12 protein-coding genes are annotated in these 14,426 nt (G+C 49.4%); 5 read left to right on the top strand and 7 right to left on the bottom strand.

Going from position 1 to position 14,426, the window contains the following annotated elements; all coding sequences use genetic code 11:
* Positions 1-36 precede the first annotated feature (36 nt).
* Together ACSF8X_RS08090 and asnS are read left to right on the top strand one after the other, a co-directional pair.
* Complete coding sequence (locus ACSF8X_RS08090; RefSeq protein ID WP_500851111.1) at positions 37-2,892, top strand: hydrogenase expression protein HypA; 2,856 nt, start codon at positions 37-39, stop codon at positions 2,890-2,892.
* A 248-nt stretch (positions 2,893-3,140) separates the two neighbouring features.
* Positions 3,141-4,541, top strand: a complete 1,401-nt coding sequence (asnS, locus tag ACSF8X_RS08085) for an asparagine--tRNA ligase (RefSeq protein WP_047879493.1) — start codon at positions 3,141-3,143, stop codon at positions 4,539-4,541.
* Between the two features lie 76 nt (positions 4,542-4,617).
* Here asnS and ACSF8X_RS08080 read toward each other — a convergent pair whose 3' ends face one another.
* Positions 4,618-5,097: a YehS family protein gene (locus ACSF8X_RS08080; RefSeq protein ID WP_500851158.1), complete on the bottom strand. Its 480-nt coding sequence runs from the start codon at positions 5,095-5,097 to the stop codon at positions 4,618-4,620.
* A gap of 150 nt (positions 5,098-5,247) precedes the next feature.
* On the opposite strand from ACSF8X_RS08080, the gene ACSF8X_RS08075 reads away from it, so the two are divergent.
* Complete coding sequence (locus ACSF8X_RS08075) at positions 5,248-5,466, top strand: VF530 family protein (protein WP_047879491.1); 219 nt, start codon at positions 5,248-5,250, stop codon at positions 5,464-5,466.
* A gap of 127 nt (positions 5,467-5,593) precedes the next feature.
* On the opposite strand, the gene ACSF8X_RS08070 is transcribed toward ACSF8X_RS08075, so the two are convergent.
* Positions 5,594-6,958 carry an MFS transporter gene (locus ACSF8X_RS08070; protein WP_500851110.1) on the bottom strand — a complete coding sequence of 455 codons (1,365 nt, stop codon included), beginning with the start codon at positions 6,956-6,958 and terminating at the stop codon, positions 5,594-5,596.
* A gap of 525 nt (positions 6,959-7,483) precedes the next feature.
* Here ACSF8X_RS08070 and ACSF8X_RS08065 point away from each other — a divergent pair.
* The gene (locus ACSF8X_RS08065; RefSeq protein WP_500851109.1) at positions 7,484-8,674 is read left to right on the top strand and encodes an amino acid aminotransferase; all 1,191 of its coding nucleotides are present in this window, start codon (positions 7,484-7,486) and stop codon (positions 8,672-8,674) included.
* A gap of 125 nt (positions 8,675-8,799) precedes the next feature.
* Here the strand turns inward: ACSF8X_RS08065 and ACSF8X_RS08060 are convergent, their stop codons facing one another.
* Together ACSF8X_RS08060 and ACSF8X_RS08055 are read right to left on the bottom strand one after the other, a co-directional pair.
* Complete coding sequence (locus ACSF8X_RS08060) at positions 8,800-9,105, bottom strand: hypothetical protein (protein WP_047879529.1); 306 nt, start codon at positions 9,103-9,105, stop codon at positions 8,800-8,802.
* A 434-nt stretch (positions 9,106-9,539) separates the two neighbouring features.
* Positions 9,540-9,944: a hypothetical protein gene (locus tag ACSF8X_RS08055; RefSeq protein WP_047879488.1), complete on the bottom strand. Its 405-nt coding sequence runs from the start codon at positions 9,942-9,944 to the stop codon at positions 9,540-9,542.
* Positions 9,945-10,256: 312 nt separating this feature from the next.
* Here ACSF8X_RS08055 and ACSF8X_RS08050 point away from each other — a divergent pair, with 312 nt between their 5' ends.
* Positions 10,257-10,931, top strand: a complete 675-nt coding sequence (locus tag ACSF8X_RS08050; RefSeq protein ID WP_500851108.1) for a DUF2982 domain-containing protein — start codon at positions 10,257-10,259, stop codon at positions 10,929-10,931.
* On the opposite strand, the gene ACSF8X_RS08045 is transcribed toward ACSF8X_RS08050, so the two are convergent.
* The 3 genes from ACSF8X_RS08045 to uhpA are packed head-to-tail and all read right to left on the bottom strand — an operon-like array spanning position 10,913 to position 14,391.
* Complete coding sequence (locus ACSF8X_RS08045) at positions 10,913-12,247, bottom strand: MFS transporter (RefSeq protein ID WP_047879487.1); 1,335 nt, start codon at positions 12,245-12,247, stop codon at positions 10,913-10,915. The genes ACSF8X_RS08050 and ACSF8X_RS08045 overlap by 19 nt on opposite strands.
* Positions 12,248-12,259: 12 nt before the next feature.
* The gene (uhpB, locus tag ACSF8X_RS08040) at positions 12,260-13,783 is read right to left on the bottom strand and encodes a signal transduction histidine-protein kinase/phosphatase UhpB (RefSeq protein ID WP_047879486.1); all 1,524 of its coding nucleotides are present in this window, start codon (positions 13,781-13,783) and stop codon (positions 12,260-12,262) included.
* Positions 13,783-14,391 (bottom strand): response regulator transcription factor UhpA, encoded by a 609-nt coding sequence (uhpA, locus tag ACSF8X_RS08035; protein ID WP_500851107.1) that lies wholly within the window; start codon positions 14,389-14,391, stop codon positions 13,783-13,785. The genes uhpB and uhpA overlap by 1 nt, the downstream gene beginning before the upstream one ends.
* Between the last annotated feature and the right edge of the window lie 35 nt (positions 14,392-14,426).

Raw genomic sequence — 14,426 nt, 5'->3', positions numbered from 1 at the left:
TCGATACACTTTTTCTCAGGCACTGAGGGGAAAATTATGCGCAATTATCTAGGGTGTTGCCTATGGGCAGCGGTGAGCCTTCTATTGACTGCCTGCGGCGATAGCGGAAACACCACAACCCCAACCGCGGCTGAACCCGCTCCCACCCGTACCCAATTCACCGTCTCGGTTGATCTTCCGGCAAATATGGACACCATCGCCTTTCAGTCCAATCTATTACAGCCAGCCTACGCCGATGCTGTAAGAACCCTTACTGAACAGAATTTCACAGCTGTTTGGCTCGATGATAAAGGGCTTATTGCCGATACGATTGAGATTAGCCAGTGGTCAACAACCGGCGATGGCATTTACACCCTCGAGGCTGGTACGCGTCCCAGAATCAATGCCGTCCTGCTACTTGATGTGAAAGGCGTACCTGAAATCACCCTAGGTGAAACCCTGCCAGAAGGTCTCTATATCACCCCTCTGGCAACAGAACGACTGAGCATTACTCTTGAGTCATCCCTTGCCTACTTCGCCCTCGCTAAGCGCGTGGCGCAAATCGGCAACTGGGGAGTATTCGAAGACGTTTTTATCGAGGCACCACAAGGCAAAGTGCTCTTCGCATATCAAGATATCAATACCATCGCAACGGACATCCGAGATACACTTTTTCCCAAATTAGGGCTACAAGGCCTAACACTCAAAGATCTGATGCAGCTCTCGCTGGTTAACACCATGATCGATGGCCGAATTGAGCGCTTCTTTACCGAGCAAGCCGCAACCGAAGCGGACATTCAGGCCATATTGAGTGACGGCTATTGGCAAATCAGCACCGAGAACAGCAATGCCGCCGTCGGTATTCATGCCGACCAAACCCTTTATGACGGTGCTGAGACAACGGTAAACGAATTCCGCTGGAACAAGGACGGCAATCAAGCCATTTCCCTTGCCGAGTTTTTCACATACTTCAGTAACTCCACATCCTTCTCTACCGACGATATCCAATTGCAGGTCCTGACTAACGAAGGCTGGACCGGGATGTTCAACTACCTCAAGGTCGTGGCAATCACTCGCCAATCAGCGGTTTTGACCGATGCGGCCTTGGATAAAGAGGATGAGGCAGGCATCCGGTTATCCGCCGGCGTTTACCCTCTGGAGGGCAAGCGAATTCACGATTTTCTATCGAGCAAGGATAATCATTACATAACCCGCTACATCAAACCCGATGCGCAATTTAGTGCCGGATCCTCTGGGTTCTACTTTACTTGGCGACCAGAAAATGAAACATATCTGCTATGTGACAACACCAATGGCCAAGACGAATGCCGGATCTCCCCTTACGCCCAACCGGATATCGACTATGTCACTTTGGATGAAGTGATCACGCCGCTGGAAGATGTCGGTGCTGAGATTGATTCAGTCAACGGCTTCAAGCTCAGTGACAATATCGTCGTGGAGCTCATCGATGACGGGTTCTTCACCGTACGTTACTGGAGCAATATCGCCGCCGATGAATGGACGATCCAGAGCTATGGGGTATGGGCGTCGACAAGCGCATTCGGCCAGCAACTCATTCGCTTTGATATTCCCGATATCATTCGCCAGCTCTCTGACAATTACCAATTTAACAGCCAAAAACTGTTTCTTGTTGCTGATAGAGATTTTGTCCATATCGGAGAAGTCCTGCTTGACGGCGAAGAGTTCAACTTCTCAGGTTTTGACATTGACGCCAAAGAGCAAATCTTCGCGGCAACCAGCCGTGACAATCTCCCGCCTTTCGGCAACTGTGAATTTGGCAATACGGGCAATGCCAATTCCGATCTTTATCTCAATGCCGTTACCGAATGTGGTGGTGATGAGAGGCTAACAACATCAGCCCTTGATAACCTACTTGACCGCCACTGGGTTCAAATCAGCCCTGATGGTGAAATCAGCGCTCAAATCCTACGCGACAATAACCAATGGGAACAATACCGCCATACCGAACTCGAAACGGGCAGTCGCAGCTGGTCATTAGGCGACGAGGGATACCTAACCCTGACTCCCGACACCAACGAGAATGGCAACTATAACCGCTGGGCGCTCACGAGCCGAGACTACGACCAACGTCTACTGGCATTTAAGCAATATCGCCACCTTGAAACCGGTAGCGATGCCCCCCTTGATGCCATTGACAATGTCATGGTGCGTTATTATGCCGCGGATCAACTAGCTAGCTGTGCGATCGCCGATTCAGGCTGGGATCCGGATACCACAACCCCCGTAACCACACAAACCTTGACGGATTACACCAATGCCGCAGCCAACTGCAAACAGATCTGGTTCGATCGAGATCCTCGCTTTACAGAAACCCTGTTAGTTGGCCAAACGGGAGAACGCTCTGATGACAAAGCACTCACCTTTGCCAACGACAGCTCTCGCTACTTGAAGTTAAGTGACGATTTTTCCGGTGACTTCTTCCTTGGCCGTTATATCGACTCAGATGGCTGTGGCTTCAACTTCGAAATCAAATGGCGACTGGAAGATGACGGGACGCTGTACTACGAAGCGCTGGACGGCTCAATGAACGAACGATTGCAAATCACCGATACCGATGGATTGCGCTTAGCCATCAAAGCCTTCAACCACCAAACCCGCTGGCAAACCGACGAAGCATTAGCCTATAGCAGCAATGAAGGGGAAATATGGAGTGATATCATAACCTTAATTGATGCGGCCGATGTGCCCGATGTTACCCCCATAGAAGCTCCTCCAGCAGAAGAAACACCCGCTTCAGAGGGGGATGGGACGAGCGGCGATGGAACAAGCGAAAACACGCCACCTGTTGAAGAAGACACCGGTCCCGATGCAGGTACGATTCTCAATGATGGCAAAACATGCGCTTATCTCCCCGAGACACCCGCTCCATAAACAAAGCAAAATCCAACAACCCGCACATAGCGGGTTGTTCCTTTCAGGGCTCGCACAACAGCACAGCGAACACTTATTGAACAGCAAACAACCGGATAAGCATCATTTGTTGACCTATTTCTGTTTTCAAGCTATTACAAAGCTTGATGCTGAACGCCAGACAGGTAATATTGGTGGTTTGGACTCTGTCTTTGGGGAATGAGTCCCTAAGACAGTAATGAAGTGCCTTAACGGAGAATAATTTACACATGACTTACGCGCCTGTAAAAGACGTACTGAGCGGTAAGCTAGCGGTTGACAGTGAAGTAACTGTTCGCGGCTGGATTCGCTCACGTCGTGATTCCAAAGCTGGAATCTCTTTCCTTGCCATTTATGACGGCTCTTGTTTCGACCCGATTCAGGCCGTGGTCCCTAATGAGTTGAATAATTACCAGGAAGAAGTCCTTAAGCTGACGACTGGTTGCTCTGTTGAGGTCACTGGTAAAATCGTTGAGTCGCCTGCACAGGGTCAGGATTTCGAACTAGCAGCAACTGACGTTAAAGTTGTTGGCTGGGTTGAAGATGCTGACACATACCCAATGGCGAAAACTCGCCACTCTATCGAATACCTACGTGAAGTGGCTCACCTTCGCCCTCGCACTAACGTTATCGGTGCTGTTGCCCGTGTACGTAACTGCTTGTCTCAGGCAATCCACCGCTTCTACCACGAGCAGGGTTACTTCTGGGTATCTGCACCTCTTATCACAGCCTCTGACTGTGAAGGTGCCGGCGAAATGTTCCGCGTTTCTACGCTAGACATGGAAAACCTACCTCGTACTGACGCAGGCAACGTTGACTACAACGAAGACTTCTTCGGCAAAGAAACGTTCCTAACCGTTTCTGGTCAGCTGAACGCTGAAGCTTACGCTTGTGCACTAAGCAAGGTATACACTTTCGGTCCAACTTTCCGTGCTGAAAACTCAAACACAAGCCGCCACCTAGCAGAGTTCTGGATGGTAGAGCCTGAAGTTGCGTTTGCAGAGCTAGATGACGTAGCCAAGCTGGCAGAAGACATGCTGAAGTATGTATTCAAAGCTGTTCTTGAAGAGCGCCGCGATGACCTTGAGTTCTTCGCACAGCGTATCGACAAGCAAGCGATCACTCGTCTAGAGCAGTTCGTTTCATCTGATTTTGCTCAGGTTGACTACACTGACGCAATCCAGATCCTTCTTGATTCTGGCCGCGAATTCGAATTCCCAGTTGAGTGGGGCATCGACATGTCTTCTGAGCACGAGCGTTACCTCGCAGAAGAACACTTCAAGGCACCGGTAATCGTTAAGAACTACCCGAAAGATATCAAAGCCTTCTACATGCGCATGAACGACGACGGCAAGACTGTTGCTGCGATGGACGTACTAGCACCCGGCATTGGTGAAATCATCGGTGGTTCTCAGCGTGAAGAGCGTCTGGATATCCTAGACGCACGTATGCGCGAAATGGGTATCGACCCTGAGCACATGAACTGGTACCGCGATCTGCGCCGTTACGGTACAGTACCGCACGCTGGTTTTGGTCTGGGCTTTGAGCGTCTAGTATCTTACGTTACCGGTATGGGCAACGTACGTGACGTAATCCCATTCCCACGTACTCCACGCTCTGCCAGCTTCTAATTATTGGCAATAAAGCGTTCGACAATAAAAAAAGGCTACCTTCTGGTAGCCTTTTTTATTCTATCGCGACTCAGTATTACTCGGCCGCTTCCTGATCTTGCGGACGGAAACGATACTGAACACCCAATAGGAAATTTCTTAAAATCTGATCCTTACATTCGCGGTAATGCTTGTTATCAGGCTTTCTGAAAAAAGCACTTAGTTCATGGTTGCTAATCTCGCAGTCAACCGACTTCAAAACCTCGATGATATCATCAGCCTTAAAGTTCAACGCAATACGCAACTTCATAAAAATCATATTGTTGGTCAGACGTGACTCAGGGACAGGTTGCGGGCCTTCTTTCTTGCCACGTTTGGTATTAATCAAACCATTCAGAAAAATAGCCAGCTCATGATCGGTACATTTTGTAAATGCCGCATCATCTTCTTTCTTAAGCCAATCACTCACTTGCTCTCGAGTTACCTCATGATCCGCCTCAGCAAAAATATTCATCATCGCTGAATCATTAAAATCAAAGGTATAGCGAATACGTCGCAAAATGTCATTATTGAGCACAGTTGTTCCTAGTGATATTGCAGCCTTGTCGATATGACATACTGCCAAGTTGGATGCCATTCTAATAGATATATTTTATCCACTCAGATTTAATCGACCTGACCAAACTGCTATAGTGCTCGATTACAAACTCAATATAGAAACTAGACCATGGATACCCAACCCAATAACCCACTACACGGTATAACTCTCCAGACCCTTCTTGGTGAACTGGTTGATCACTATGGCTGGGAAGAACTAGGGCGTATCGTGAAAATTCGCTGCTTTACAAGCGACCCTAGCATCAAATCAAGCCTTAAGTTTCTTCGCCGTACCGAATGGGCTCGCAAAGAAGTAGAACAGCTGTACCTCGATACTTTTTTTATCTAGGTCACCGATCCCAAAGCTGCGGACCCCGCGCTATTCGGTAGAGACACCGCATTAACTCAACGTTATTTGCCCAACAACAAAAAGCCCGTACTAAGCTCAACTCAGTACGGGCTTTTATGATCAGAAGTTAAGCGGCTACCGCTTGCCCCGACACGCCTTTATCCACATCTTCGCCAAGAGTATTTGGCTCATCTTCATCCTTAACCAAGCTGACCATCAGGCCCGCGAATACCATCGAGCCGCCACCCAGCACAATCGCCATCATGGTATTACCGTCAAATGCCCAGCGGGTAAAGAAACCCAAGATCCCTGCAGCAAGTATCTGTGGCAGAACAATGAAGAAATTAAATACCCCCATGTAAAACCCCATTTTATTCGAAGGCAAAGAGCCAGCCAGAATTGCATAAGGCATGCATAGGATACTTGCCCATGCCAAGCCAATCCCCACCATGTTCAGCATCAACATAGAAGGATCTTGGATCAGGGCTATAGAACCTAAGCTCAACCCACCAATCACCAAGCTTAAACCGTGGACAAATTTACGGCTGGTACGCTCAGCAAGCCAAGGCAGAGCAAATGCCGCCAGTGCAGATATACCATTGTAAGCAGCAAAACAAAGACCCACCCAGTCTGCACCTTGGTTGTATTGAGCAGAGCTGGTATCGGTAGTACCAAAGATATGAGAGGTGACCGCTGAAGTGGTGTAAATCCACATTGCAAAAAGGGCGAACCATGAGAAAAACTGTACCACAGCTAGCTGGATCATCGTCTTTGGCATCGCCTTCAGATCGGCCAGCATACCCGCAAAACTCGCCTTTTCATCCGTTTCAGACGATTCGCCAGCCTCATGGCTATAACTGGCTAACTCTTCAGGCGAATACTCCTTGGTACGGTAAACTGTCCATAGGATAGTGCCGATAAACACCAGTGCACCACACAAGAATGAAATTTTGACTGACGGTGGCACCTCACCTGCGGGTGCGGTATTCGCAACACCTGCAATGTTCGTCAGCAAATACGGCATTGCCGAAGCAACCACAGAGCCAACGCCGATAAAGAATGTTTGTACCGCAAAGCCACGGGTACGTTGCGATGATGGCAAATTATCGGCAACCAATGCGCGGAATGGCTCCATCGAAATATTAATTGATGCATCCAAAATCCACAGCATACCAGCGGCAACCCAAAGATAAGGCGAATAAGGCATCACAATAAGCGCGAGCGATGATGCAACGGCCCCGAAAAGAAAGTAAGGGCGACGGCGGCCAAGGCGTGTCCAAGTACGGTCACTGAAGTAGCCAATGATAGGCTGAACCAGCAAACCAGTTAACGGTGCAGCAATCCATAGAATGGGGATTTGATCAATACTTGCCCCTAACGTCTCGAAAATCCGGCTGACATTCGCGTTTTGTAAACCAAAACCAAACTGAATGCCCATGAAACCGAAACTCATATTCCATATTTGCCAAAATGTAAGGCGTGGCTTTTCCATTATCGTATCCCCGAAACATACTTCAGCAACAACACGTGAGCCGTTGCTTTTTCTACGGTTAAAGATAAATTAAGCGTATTTCGCCATCTAGACGACGATAAAAAGACAAAAACATCATTTGTCTGCCTCTTCACCGCTTAAAATGGCCTTTTCGCTAATATTTAACCGCATTCCATCGGGGTGAAATCCTATGACAACCCTACCCCTACCATCCGTGATCGGTTTCACAGGGATGAACAGGAATTTCATAATATTTCACTTAATTACGTTTTATTTTTATTTTTTAATGAAAAATGCTCCATTAAGTTCACAAAAAAGTCAGTATGGCGATAAAAATGTCGTAATTTTCTTGCAAAACAATTTGTTGGCTTTTTGACCAATTTAATCTGCAGCTTACATAATTCGGCAACATACTCCTTTTACTATTTTTCTTCGTTGGAATTGTTACAACTCCTTGTCATGACTGGCATTCACAGGGTATAAAGAGCTGATATATTTCTATTCTTACCAGCATGGATGATGACAATGTTTGAAAAAATTTCTGCCGCGCCAGCCGATCCTATTCTTGGCCTTACCGAAGAATTCAAGAATGACAGCCGCCCGGAAAAAATTAACCTTGGTGTAGGTATCTACAAGGACGAGTCAGGTAACACACCGGTCCTTGCTACGGTGAAAAAAGCCGAAGCGATTTTGCTCGAAAAAGAAACCACCAAATCTTACCTGAGCATTCCGGGAACAGCTGAATACGGCCTTGCGGTACAGCAACTTCTGTTCGGACAGGATTCCCCAATCATCTCATCCAAGCGCGCAAGTACCGCCCAAGCCCCTGGTGGCACAGGTGCACTGCGTCTCGCTGCGGAATTTATCAAGCGCCAGCTCGGCAATGTTACCGTTTGGATCAGCAACCCAACTTGGGCTAACCACAACGGTGTATTTGCAGCCGCAGGCCTTAAAACAACCCAGTACAGCTACTACGATGCTGAAAGCAAAGACATGGATTTCGACGCTGCGCTGGCCGATCTCGCCAACGCCCAGCCTGGTGATGTAGTACTACTTCACGGGTGCTGCCACAACCCAACAGGTATCGACCCAGATTCTGCACAATGGCAGCAACTCGCCACGCTTTGCCAAGAAAAGCAGCTACTTCCAATGTTTGACTTTGCCTACCAAGGCTTTGCCAAGGGCGTGGAAGAAGATGCCCAAGGCTTGCGGATCTTTGCAGATAAATGCGAAGAACTATTGGTCGCTAGCTCATTCTCCAAGAATTTTGGCCTTTACAATGAGCGTGTTGGTGCCTTTACCTTGGTAGGCCGTACCGCCGAGGAAAGTGCAACGGCATTCAGCCAAGTGAAGAGCATTGCACGGGTTATCTACTCCAACCCACCAGCACACGGTGCTGCAATTGTTACAGAGATCCTGAACAATGATGCACTCCGCGCAGAGTGGGAGCAGGAAGTGGCCGATATGCGTGATCGCATCCAAGAAATGCGCGTTCTATTTGTACAAACCCTGAAAGATCTTGGCATCGAACGTGACTTTAGCTTCATCGAGCGCCAAAACGGTATGTTCTCATTCTCAGGCTTAACCAAAGAACAAGTTGCCCGACTCAAGGAAGAGTTTGCGATTTACATCGTGGGTTCAGGGCGCATCAGCGTTGCGGGCATGACAAAAGCTAATATGCAGCCTTTGTGCAAAGGCATTGCAGCCGTACTGTAAGCCAACAAGGCTTGGGGTATAAAAAACGGGTGCGTGGGGCGCACCCGTTTTAATTGCTGTCGTCATCAGGCTCAGGATTTTCCGTATCGCCTCCCGGTTTTGTCCGGGAAACACGGCGGATCTCCTCAGCCAGACTTATCGAGAGGCAAGACGTTGCAAAAAAGCTCCCTCTCATATTGATGCTCAAGCTGCTCTCGCCATGGCTTCTTTGATACCGGCACCAGATAAAAGACATCTCTGGATGTATCGGTAACAAACGCCATACCGTGCTGCATTAACTCATAATGAATGTCGTGAACAAAACCCAGCGAAAAACTCTGTCGACCGGTTAGCTGGTTGATATCTTCGCGCGTTAGGCTCACCCCTTGGTTCTCTTCAGCAAAGCGATTGCGTAGCCAGTCGGAAAACTCTCTAGCACTTATCATTGTCATACCTTCGCCTCCGCATGTTCCCGTCCATGGCAAAATTTGACGCTTACAAATTTCGATAATACCTAAGCAGCCTCTGTCAAACCCATTCCATGCCGTCAGCCAGTTCATTAGCACCCTAACGGTTCATGTCATACCTATTCGCAAATTCCACCATAAAAATACGGTTATATTGGAACCCACAGGGCATCGATTATCTTGATGTTACTTGGGTATATTAATAAGTTATAGCAGAGATGAGACATATCGACAGGTTAAAGACAGCTTGCCAAACCTTAGCGACTAGGTGATTCGTTTTTGAGACACTTTGCAGGAAACAAACAATGGGGAAAGAGGGTAAATCGAGAGGGGAAAGGAAGTAATACCCGCCCCTGTATAACAGGAACGGGTCTGGCATTCACTCACACCGAAGTGTGGCTACCCTTCAGGAAGGGGGATTACAGGGCTTTGTACAGCACCTTGTTACCTGCCAGTTGGATGCGCTCAACCAAACCTTCTTCGGTCAGTTTCTTCAACGCACCAGTTGCCCAAGAAGCGGCTTTCGCATCTTCCTGACCTGCTTCCAGACCAATCCCTTTAGGGTTGATACCTTCAGCATTCTTTACCACGATATCCAGCACTTGTTGCTGCTTCGGTGTCAGAGACACAGTTGCCGCTACCGCTGCCACTTCAGGCTGCTTTGCTTCAACAACAGGTTTTGCCGCTGGAGCAGCTTTTACTGTTTCTGCAGTTGGTGCTTTCTTTACCACAGCTTTTGCAACTGCTGGTTTCGCTGTTACTGCAACACCTTTCAGGCGTTTTTGCAGCTTCAGTTGGACTTTACGTTTGTGAGAGATTCTCATTAAATTTCCTACTCCGTTGCACTACTTTCAGTCACCACCATCCATCGGAATACCATACGGCAATCCAATACATCCAGCGGGAAAAAGTAAGCGCGTGTTATACCAAGGATGTCAGAGAAATGCCAGCAAACGCTTATTTAAGCGGCAACAAAAGATGATTTATCTCAAAAATCAACGATAAACTCTCATTTTTACACTTTAGAGAAAAATAATGCTCTCTGAAAACAAACAAATAGCAGCCCTGTACTGATCCCTCTCCAACTGGGCGAGCGTAATCCATAATAAAGAGAGTACCAAGCCGAGAATCTTGCTATGGACGAACAACTAAAAACACGCTTTATTCGACCGCCGCTCAAGCCCTTTGGCACCAACCTTTATGTTGCAGCGGGAGTCGGGATCACGGTAGGTATCGGGCTACTTTGGTGGGAACCCTTCCGTGCCCCACCGGCCAGTGCCATCATCCTGCTCGTCTCGGCTATCATGTTGCTGCTTGGCTATAAAATCCGTCAAGGACGCGAACTCTCCCTCACGCTCACCTTCATGCACCTCCAGTTTCATAGCCATTATGGCGGATGGCTGGCTAAATGGCATAACATCGAGCGGATTGGTCAAGCCAGTGTTCAGACTGACGGTTGGTATGAGCCCATCCCATGGGTTGGCGTCAGCTTGAAAAACTATGATCCCTTCCTGACCGCCATATGTCCCAGAGTCGCGACTAAACTGCTTCTCGATCAACGCATCCTGCTCGTCATGGCACATAAAAGGCTCAGCGATCCCCCTTTCGAGCTCGAGGATATCCTGTTCGACGACACTCCCTACATCACTGCCGACGGGCAAACCATCAAAGGGCTTATGGCGATGCTGGCCAACCGCATGCGATATAACCGCGATCTTCTCGGCTATGATTTCTTTATCTCGGAAGACTTTCTCGACTGCTCCGCCGCTGAGTTTGCAGGATTGGCCAGACGCTATCTGGCTGCCTCATGATGATGAACCGTTGACTGTGCCAGCAAGAACGGCAGCAGCAGCAGCCCAACGATCCCGGCAGCAGCCGAAATAACGGTAAAGAAGCCGGTCCAATGAAATTGCTCAACCACCAGCGCCAACGGATAACCCGCCATCGCCGCCCCCATGTAGGCAAACAGGCCAACAAACCCCGTTGCTGCACCCGCCGAGTCCTTATGAGAACACTCAGCCGCCGCCATCCCTATCAGCATCTGCGGCCCGAATACGAAAAATCCAATGGCAAAAAAACAGCCGGACAATAAAATATAATTGCCCACCGGCATCAACCAAAGCGCCGCAACCGCAAGAAATATTCCAATAGCAAAGATAAGGTTCATCGGCCCGCGGTTACCGCCAAACAAGCGGTCAGACCCCCAACCAGCGACCAGCGATCCGACAAAGCCCCCCACTTCGAATAGCGACAGAACCATGTTCGCTTCAATCAGGTCGTAACCTTTCTCCTCAGTGAGATAAAGGTTGCCCCAGTCATTGACTGCGGTACGCACGATATACACCAACACATAACTAAACGCCAACAGCCAGATATACTTGTTACTCAGTACATACTTGCGCAAAATAGCCGCAGTACTGAGCCCCTGTCCCTCTTGCTCCTGAGCCAATTCCAAGCGGTCATGACGCCACTGGCCTACCGTCGGCAATCCCAAAGTGGTTGGCTTATCACGTAAACGCCAACACAATACCAAGCCAACGGCCACGGCAATCATGCCGGGAATAATAAACCCGAGCCGCCAGCTATAGTGAAGAGTCAGGTACCCCACCAACAAGGGGATCAGTGCGCCGCCGACATTATGGGCGGTATTCCAGAAAGACCACCAGAACCCCCGTTCGGAACGTGAGTACCATGTCGTCATCAGCTTAGAGCACGGCGGCCATCCCCAGCCCTGAAACCAGGCATTGAACATCCATAGCATCATCAAGACCCAGAGCGAATCGGAGAAACCGAACAAGATATTCACCACACCTGTCGCCATGAGTCCCAAGCCCATAAAATAACGGGGATTAGAACGATCAGAGATGATCCCTGAGAAAAACTTCGAGGCCCCGTAGGTAATATAAAACAAGGTCCCCATCATGCCGATATCCGCTTTGTCCAAGCCAAGATCCACCAGCATCGCGGGCATCGCGTAGTTAAAGTTCTTGCGGGTAAAATAGAACACCGCATACCCAAGGTACATGGTGAACATGATATGAAAACGCCAATAGCGGTAGCGTTCATCAACCGACTCGGTGTCGGTGATCGGCGGCAGTGGCTGAGGTGATTTAAGAATTCCCAACATCGAATAGTCCCGTTAGATAATCGGCAGACGGATCGTCAGGTGAGTACCCCGCCGCTCCCCTTGGGTATAACTACGAATACCGAATACACCACCGAGTGCCTCAACCCGCTCGCGCATACCGGTCAAACCAAACCCCTTGCTATTTTTCTGCATCACCAAATCGGTTGAAAAACCACGGCCATTATCACTGATCTCTAATGAGACCCATTCTTTGTCAATGACAAACAGCACATTGAGCCGACTAGCCTGGGCATACTTAATCGCATTGTTAATGGTCTCCTGACACAAGCGGTACAAGGTCACGCTCAGGGTATCCTCGAGCGCTTCGGGTTCCATCTCTCCTTCCCAGTGAAGATCCACCTCTATTCCCTGAGCCTCACATTCGAAATCCCGCAACAATTGCTCAATTGCCGCCTTCAGGCCCATATCATCCAATGACTTTGGCCGCAGCTGGGTCAGCAGCCCCTTGGTGGTATCATAAATATTCAGTGACAATGTCTCGATCATTGCCGCGCAGTTGTTGGCTACGGGGGCAGAATCAACCCGTTTGATTATCGAGGCTTGGGTGCGGATAGCGGTAATATTTTGGCCTATTTCATCATGCAGTTCCCGGGCGATATCGCGCCGCACGGACTCCTCCGCCCGAACCAACTGCTGAGACAGACTGTGGTTTCGGGTCAGTTGCTGCCGTAACTTCTGGTTGAGCTCCCGCTGACGCTGAATACCCATTCCCAGCAAAATCCCGGTCAGGCTCTGAGCGGTCAGCGACAGCATCAAATCGGTAATGGCCAAATCGCTACTGCTTCCCCTTGCCGCAATCAGCACCACGCTATTGAGCAAGGTTCCCAGCAAAGCTCCCTGCCATCCGTAACGGAAGGCCAATAGAATAATCGGAATCGCCAGACAAAACGGAGCAAAGCGCCGCATCTCTTCAGGCAACCCCAACTGGAGGATAATACTGACAACAAAAAGCACGGCATAAAACAGGATATGACGGATCCGCAACGAGACCGGGCGGGAAACCAACCCGACGGTCAACGGAACCCAGGCCTGCTGGAACAGGTAGCTCCATACCAAATAACAACTCGGCACCAGCATGACACCACCTGTTATCGTAACCAGCACAACCATCCAGCCATGAGTATCAAAGCCACCAGAAACAACAAAGTTGATCAGGGCCGATAAGAGGATCACCGCCCCCATTACCCCCAAGCGGCGCAACTGGGTACCGAAATAAAAACGCTGGGCAAACCATAGCAACGCCACGCTCAGCAAGCTCGCTACCAAGGCAGACAACCACAACGGGTTATGGACCAGTGGAGCCAATGCCAACATCAGACTCCATTCCGACGCATAAACAACGGGCCAATATTTTTTCGGGCAATGAAGCAGAATTCCGGTGCGCAGGGCAAACGGGAACAGAAAGACAGCCAGTTCCGCATCAAGGGTGAAGTAGGAGGCGATCACCCAAAGGCAGAACCAGCCACAGGAAAGGAGCAACCAGCCACACAAGGACATGACAGCATATTGGCGCATCAAAGCGTCTCTTGGTCAAAGTGCTTTGAGAGTTCGACATTATTTTTGGCATCGAGCTTATCCATCGCATGGGCACGATGAACATGGACAGTCTTATGGCTCAACCCCAGCTCATTGGCAACGGCCTTAACATCCATCCCCTGTGCGAGCATTTCCGCCACTTGGCGCTCACGCCGGGTAAGTTGCGACACACCAGAAGGCGTTTTCGCCGTCGTTGCCAGTTTCATTGCCACCTCAGGCGTTAAATAACAGCCGCCACCGGCAGCCGTACGTACCGCCTGGATAAGTTCATCCGGGCTGCAACGCTTGCTCAGATAGCCCCGAGCCCCCACTTCTAGCGCTTTTTCAACAACCGACGCCGAATCATGAACGCTCAGCATAATACAAGCCAATCCCGCCGGGAGGTCCGCAAGCAAAGACAGGCCGCTTTCATCAGGCATTGAAATATCAAGAATGCACACCGTCGCCCCGCTGCCCGGCAACCCAAGCCGTGCTTCCTTGGCCGAACCAAACTCCGCCACGACATCGATATCTTCTTCCAGTGCCAGCAATTGGGCGAAACCAGAGCGGACAATCACATGATCATCTACCAGTGCTACCTTAATCATCTTGAACCCCAGCGGAAAAAAAGAGACTTAAACTA

Source organism: Photobacterium panuliri (genome assembly GCF_059920555.1).
Note: the sequence above shows the minus strand (reverse complement) of the source record. Positions and strands in the feature narration are given on the sequence as shown.

Excerpts from the sequence above, each read along its gene's own strand:
- ACSF8X_RS08090 (WP_500851111.1), top strand. The coding sequence starts at position 37 with ATGCGCAATTATCTAGGGTGTTGCCTATGGGCAGCGGTGAGCCTTCTA.
- asnS (WP_047879493.1), top strand. The coding sequence starts at position 3,141 with ATGACTTACGCGCCTGTAAAAGACGTACTGAGCGGTAAGCTAGCGGTT.
- ACSF8X_RS08075 (WP_047879491.1), top strand. The coding sequence starts at position 5,248 with ATGGATACCCAACCCAATAACCCACTACACGGTATAACTCTCCAGACC.
- ACSF8X_RS08070 (WP_500851110.1), bottom strand. The coding sequence starts at position 6,958 with ATGGAAAAGCCACGCCTTACATTTTGGCAAATATGGAATATGAGTTTC.
- ACSF8X_RS08065 (WP_500851109.1), top strand. The coding sequence starts at position 7,484 with ATGTTTGAAAAAATTTCTGCCGCGCCAGCCGATCCTATTCTTGGCCTT.
- ACSF8X_RS08060 (WP_047879529.1), bottom strand. The coding sequence starts at position 9,105 with ATGACAATGATAAGTGCTAGAGAGTTTTCCGACTGGCTACGCAATCGC.
- ACSF8X_RS08055 (WP_047879488.1), bottom strand. The coding sequence starts at position 9,944 with ATGAGAATCTCTCACAAACGTAAAGTCCAACTGAAGCTGCAAAAACGC.
- ACSF8X_RS08050 (WP_500851108.1), top strand. The coding sequence starts at position 10,257 with ATGGACGAACAACTAAAAACACGCTTTATTCGACCGCCGCTCAAGCCC.
- ACSF8X_RS08045 (WP_047879487.1), bottom strand. The coding sequence starts at position 12,247 with ATGTTGGGAATTCTTAAATCACCTCAGCCACTGCCGCCGATCACCGAC.
- uhpB (WP_047879486.1), bottom strand. The coding sequence starts at position 13,783 with ATGCGCCAATATGCTGTCATGTCCTTGTGTGGCTGGTTGCTCCTTTCC.
- uhpA (WP_500851107.1), bottom strand. The coding sequence starts at position 14,391 with ATGATTAAGGTAGCACTGGTAGATGATCATGTGATTGTCCGCTCTGGT.